The 5,206-nt window shown below is 73.0% G+C and carries 5 protein-coding genes; 4 read left to right on the top strand and 1 reads right to left on the bottom strand.

All coding sequences use genetic code 11. From position 1 onward, the window contains the following. The first annotated feature begins 159 nt into the window (after positions 1 to 159). The 4 genes from NBZ85_RS27305 (at position 160) to NBZ85_RS27290 (ending at position 4,626) form a co-directional block, all read left to right on the top strand. Positions 160 to 516 carry a YraN family protein gene (locus NBZ85_RS27305; protein ID WP_261559924.1) on the top strand — a complete coding sequence of 119 codons (357 nt, stop codon included), beginning with the start codon at positions 160 to 162 and terminating at the stop codon, positions 514 to 516. Further along, on the top strand, positions 516 to 2,054 hold the full coding sequence (locus NBZ85_RS27300) for a YifB family Mg chelatase-like AAA ATPase (protein WP_261559923.1): 1,539 nt from the start codon (positions 516 to 518) through the stop codon (positions 2,052 to 2,054). The genes NBZ85_RS27305 and NBZ85_RS27300 overlap by 1 nt, the downstream gene beginning before the upstream one ends. Next, on the top strand, positions 2,042 to 3,373 hold the full coding sequence (gene dprA, locus NBZ85_RS27295; RefSeq protein ID WP_261562878.1) for a DNA-processing protein DprA: 1,332 nt from the start codon (positions 2,042 to 2,044) through the stop codon (positions 3,371 to 3,373). The genes NBZ85_RS27300 and dprA overlap by 13 nt, the downstream gene beginning before the upstream one ends. Positions 3,374 to 3,528: 155 nt before the next feature. After that, entirely contained in the window at positions 3,529 to 4,626 is a 1,098-nt protein-coding gene (locus NBZ85_RS27290) for a tyrosine recombinase XerC (protein WP_261559921.1), read from the top strand. Positions 4,627 to 4,647: 21 nt separating this feature from the next. Here NBZ85_RS27290 and NBZ85_RS27285 read toward each other — a convergent pair. Next, the coding region (locus NBZ85_RS27285; protein ID WP_261559920.1) for a murein hydrolase activator EnvC family protein at positions 4,648 to 5,206 on the bottom strand (559 nt) is incomplete at its 5' end.

Genomic DNA, 5,206 nt, shown 5'->3' with positions numbered 1-5,206 from the left:
CTCCCGCCCCTCCCGGACGTCTCGGTTTGCCTGTCGCTCGCCTGTGGATAACATTCCGCTATCCACATGTTGATCAAGGGTCCTGGTCGTTTCCATCCGTCGCGCCGACGCTGAAAGAGGCCGGCGGGCGCACGTCCCCCGGCGGACGGGAGCATGGCGATGCGGGCGAAGGACGCATTGGGTCGATTCGGAGAGGAGGTCGCGTCCCGGCATCTGACGGCGGGTGGCGCGGCAATCCTCGACCGCAACTGGCGATGCCGGGAGGGCGAGCTCGATCTCGTGCTCCAAGACGGACCCGATTTGGTGTTCTGTGAGGTCAAGACCCGGTCCGGGACACATTACGGGTCCGGAGCGGAGGCGGTCGTCGGCCCGAAGGCGGCCCGGATCCGCCGGTTGGCCGCCCGCTGGCTCGCGGAGCACCCGCACGCGCCCTCCCCGGTGCGTTTCGACGTGGTGCTGGTGTCCCGCCCGCCGGCCGGTCCGGTCCGCGTCAGGCATCTGCGGGGTGCGTTCTGATGGCCCTCGCTCGAGCACAGGCGGTGGCGGTCCTCGGGGTTGAGGGGCACCTGGTCGAGGTCGAGGCGGATCTTGCCGACGGCCTGCCGCGGCTGACCCTGATCGGCCTCCCCGATGCCGTCCTGCACGAGTCGCGTGACCGAATCCATGCGGCGGTGGTCAACTCCGGCCAGCGCTGGCCGAACCGCCGGATCACCCTCGGCCTGTTTCCTGCCACCCTGCCGAAGGCGGGCAGCGGCTTCGACCTGGCGATGGCGGTCGCCGTGCTTGCCGCCGCCGCGGTGGTGCCGCCGGACTCTCTGCTCCGCCGGGTGTTCATCGGGGAGCTGGCCCTGGACGGCCGCGTGCGCGCGGTCAGGGGGGTGTTGCCGGCCGTTCTCAAAGCGGCCGCCGCAGGCGTCGAGCGCGTGGTGGTCCCGGCAGCGAACGCGGCCGAGGCGGCGCTGGTGCCCGGCGCCCGAATCGAACCGGCCATAGATCTGGCCGGTGTGCTGGCGGTTCTGCGCGGAGACGCGGCTCCGCCGGAGGTGGCGGGGCCGGCGCCTGTCGCACCCGCGCCAACCGGTGAGACGAGTGTGGACCTGGCGGACGTGGCCGGCCAGGCCCGGGGCCGGCTTGCCGTCGAGATCGCAGCGGCGGGCGGGCATCACCTGTTCATGCAGGGGCCGCCCGGCAGTGGGAAGACGATGCTTGCCGACCGGCTGCCCGGCCTACTGCCGATGCTCGACACCGACGCTTCGCTGGAGGTGACTGCGGTGCATTCGGTGGCCGGTCTCCTGCCGATCGATGCTCCTCTCGTCACCCGACCCCCCTACCGGAGCCCGCATCACAGTGCAACCCCGGCCGCGCTGGTCGGGTCGGGGTCGGCGGTCATCCGCCCCGGTCTGGCCAGCCAGGCTCATCGCGGGATTCTTTTCCTGGACGAGGCCCCCGAGTTCGCTCGGCAAAGTCTCGACGCGCTGCGCCAGCCGATGGAAAGCGGCACGATCGAAGTGGCCAGGGCCCGGGCGACGGCCCGATTTCCGGCGCGGTTCCAGCTGATCCTCGCCGCCAACCCGTGCCCCTGCGCGAAAGCACGCGGGCCGCGGGCGACGGGCTGTGAGTGCCCGAGTCTGGTGCGTAGGCGCTACCTCGCCCGTCTCTCCGGTCCGTTGCTGGACCGGATCGACATCCAGGTGGCACTCAGTGCTCCCAGCCGGGCAGAGCTCAAGGCCGACCTCGGCCGCTCGGACACGTCGGCCCAGGTTGCCACCCGGGTGGCGGAAGCCAGGGCACAGTCCGGCAACCGGCTGGCCGGAACCCCGTGGCGGGTCAACGCCGAGGTACCGGGCTCGGCGCTGCGCAGGCTCTGGCCGCTGCCCACGAGTGCCACGGCGATGGCCGAGCGGGCCTTCGACGCGGGCCTGCTCACCGCTCGTGGCCTTGATCGCGTCCACCGTCTGGCCTGGACCTTCGCCGACCTCGCTGGGCGGGCGTCGCCCGGGCCGGAGCAGTTCGGTGCCGCGCTGGACCTGAGGTTGCCCGGATGGGCGGCATGAGCGCGACCATCCGGCCTTCCGAGCTGCCCGAGCCTGGGGCCGACCCTTCCGTACCGACGGCGACCGTCCCACTGCAGTCGGAGGTGGGCGGGGCCGAGGCGGTCACCCGGCCGGCCGAGCCGGGTGATGGGGGACTGGCTGATGGCGTCATCCCCGTGGTGGCGATGCCTGCTGGCGTGGCGGAGACGGATCCGGAGCGACTCGCCCGGATCGCCTTGACTCGGGTGTTCGGACCCGAGCATCAGCGCGTGGCCGTCGAGGTGGGGCGGCGCGGTGCGGCGCGTGTATGGGCCGAGCTGCGGGCGGCGCATCCTGGGGTGGATCCCTTGCGCGACCTGGATGCCGCGTCGCGGGTCGGCGCCCGGCTGCTGTGCCCGCAGGATTCCGAATGGCCGATCGAGCTCGATGCGCTGGATCGTCTCCGTGACGAGGGCGACGGCTCCATGGTCGGTGCCCCGCTGTGTCTGTGGGTGCGGGGCCCGGGTGATCTGCGCGAGATCGCCTCGCGGGCCGTCGCCGTCGTAGGTTGCCGGGCCGCGACGAGCTACGGTCTTCATCTCGCCGGCGAGATCGCCTTCGCGATGGCGGAGCAGGGCTGGGCGGTCGTGTCGGGGGCGGCGTTCGGGATCGATGCGGCGGCGCACCGTGGTGCGCTGGCTGCGGCCGGGGCGACCGTTGCAGTCCTTGCCGGCGGTGTTGACGTGCCGTATCCGGCTGCCCACGTCGAGTTGCTCGCCGAGATCGCCCGCACAGGCGCCGTCGTCAGCGAGGTCCCGCCGGGTACCCCGCCCTTCCGCCGGCGGTTCCTGACCCGGAACCGACTGATCGCCGCTCTGTGCCGGGGGACCGTGCTGGTCGAGGCCGGCCTGCGCAGCGGTGCGCTCAACACCGTCGCCCATGCCCGCCGGCTCGGCCGCCAGGTGATGGCCATGCCCGGGCCGGTGACCAGCGCGACGAGCGCCGGGTGCCACCGGTTGCTCCGCGACTACCGGGAGCAGACCGTGCTGGTCACCGGGGCTGAGGACATCGCCGAGGAGATTGCGGCCATGGGCCGGTTTGCCGTGCGCCCACCGACGGCCGTCGCGCCTTGGGACGCATTGTCCGCAATGGTGCGGGATCTGCTCGACGCCATGCCATCCCGCGCTGCGGTCGGTGTGTCGGTGCTGGCCCGGCGGACCGGGCTGCGCCCGGAGGAGGTGCTGGCCATGCTCGGGCCGCTTGCGGTGGAGGGGCTGGTCGAGAGCGTCCCCGACGGATACCGGCTGACTCCGCTTGGCCGGGCGCCCTCGAACGCGCGGTCCCGGTCCCGCCGCGGCTGAGCCGAAACCTCGTCCGGACGCTGGCCCGATCCCGGCGGGTCTGCGTCCGGAACCGCCCGGGCAGCCGGGCCAGGGGCTTGCCGGCGCGGTCTCGCTCCCCACCGTCCACCTTCGACGGTCTTGACGGGGCAACCTGGTCCGGAGACGGTCCTCGCATGGCATCGCATCGTGGTCGTGGCCTCGGGCGTGGCCGGGTGGTGCCCGTCCTGAAGGAAGCCGGGACGGCGAGCACGCAGCCTGCCCCGGAACAGGCAGCAGCCGAAGGCGTGGAGGCGGGTTGGGATGCGGCAACTGCCGGTTTCCGGCGCCACCTTGTCGCGGAGCTGGACCGGTCGCCGGAAACGGTTCGTGCCTATGGCGCCGATCTCGCGAACCTGCGGGCGCATGCGGAACGGCAGGGGTGCCCGGACCTCGCCGACCTGGATCTGACGGTTCTACGCAGCTGGTTGGCCACCATGCGCGCCGCCGGTGCCGCTCCGGCAACACTGGCGCGGCGTGCCTCGCTTGCCCGGGTCTTCTCGGCGTATGCGAACCGCCGCGGATTCCTGGCGACCGATGTGGCCGCACGGCTGGTCGGCGCCCGGGCGATCCGGCAGGTGCCGCAGGTCCTGACTGCCCCCGCGGCGCGCCAGCTCCTGGATGCGGTGGCCGGGGTGGGCCCGGCACAGGGGAATCCGGCCGCCGCGCAGGCACGGCGGTCCGCCGAGATACAACCGCGCGCCGATGACGATCCAGCCGTGCGGAGGGCACTGGGACTGCGTGACGTGCTCGTGCTCGAACTGCTCTACGGCAGCGGGGTGAGGGTGTCCGAGCTGTGTGGACTGGACCTCGGAGACGTCGACGACGAGCGGCGGCTGCTGCGGGTGCACGGCAAGGGCGGACGGGAGCGCAGTGTCCCGTTCGGGGTGCCCGCTGCCGGCGCGTTGCGTGCGTGGCGGACCTCGGGCCGTTCGCTCCTCGTCGTACCGCGCAGTGGAGCGGCTCTGGTGCTGGGGCGGCGCGGTGGGCGGCTCGATCCGCGAACGGTGCGGCGGATTCTGGCGCGCTGTGTGGAGATGGGTGTCGTCCCGGCGGGGCTCACGCCGCACGGACTGCGTCATTCGGCGGCGACGCACATGCTTGAGGGAGGCGCCGATCTGCGTTCGGTCCAGGAGTTTCTCGGTCATGCCAGCCTCGCCACCACGCAGATCTACACGCATGTGACCCCGGAGCGGCTTCGCGCGGCCTTCGACCAGGCGCACCCGCGCGCCTGAACCGCTCCGGACGGAGGCCGATCATCGCGGGCGCAGTGGCAGCAGGCGAGGCGGAACTCGCTGGAAGGAAGCCAGGGGGTCGAGGTATTCGACGCCGCGCAGCAGCCCCCAGTGCAGGCACGTCGTCGTGGGACAACCTGGGTGGCCGGCTGTGAGCCAACCAAGCAGATCGCCAGTCCGGACGGCGGCGCCCACCCGCACGGCGGGACGCAGCGGTTCGTAGGTCGTCCGGACGGATCCATGATCGACAGTGACCACTCCCCGTCCCGCTATCGGACCCGCGAAGGTGACGGTTCCGGCGGCGGCCGCGAGCACCGGGCCGGTCGGCGACCCCCGCAGATCGACACCGCGGTGGCCGGGTCCGAAGGGCGTCGCCGGGCGCAGGAAGGTCCGACTCACCGCCACCGGGCCCGGCAGCGGCCACTGCAGCCGCGGAATGCCGGTTGCGGCCGTAGGCACCGCAGTGGCGGCGAGTCGGTCGGAAGCGCCGGACGGCGGCACGGAGCGTGGTGCCCGCGCGCCACCGCCCGGCGGATCGGCGGCCGGCGGGGGCAGGGCCGGTCGCCGAGGGGCCCCGGGC

It is taken from the genome of Frankia tisae, from assembly GCF_025403405.1.
GTDB classification, from domain to species: domain Bacteria; phylum Actinomycetota; class Actinomycetes; order Frankiales; family Frankiaceae; genus Frankia; species Frankia tisai.
The sequence above is the reverse complement of the archived record's forward strand: the minus strand, read 5'-3'. Positions and strand labels throughout refer to the sequence as shown.

Coding starts and splice junctions, on each gene's coding strand:
- NBZ85_RS27305 (WP_261559924.1), top strand. CDS start 160: ATGCGGGCGAAGGACGCATTGGGTCGATTCGGAGAGGAGGTCGCGTCC.
- NBZ85_RS27300 (WP_261559923.1), top strand. CDS start 516: ATGGCCCTCGCTCGAGCACAGGCGGTGGCGGTCCTCGGGGTTGAGGGG.
- dprA (WP_261562878.1), top strand. CDS start 2,042: ATGGGCGGCATGAGCGCGACCATCCGGCCTTCCGAGCTGCCCGAGCCT.
- NBZ85_RS27290 (WP_261559921.1), top strand. CDS start 3,529: ATGGCATCGCATCGTGGTCGTGGCCTCGGGCGTGGCCGGGTGGTGCCC.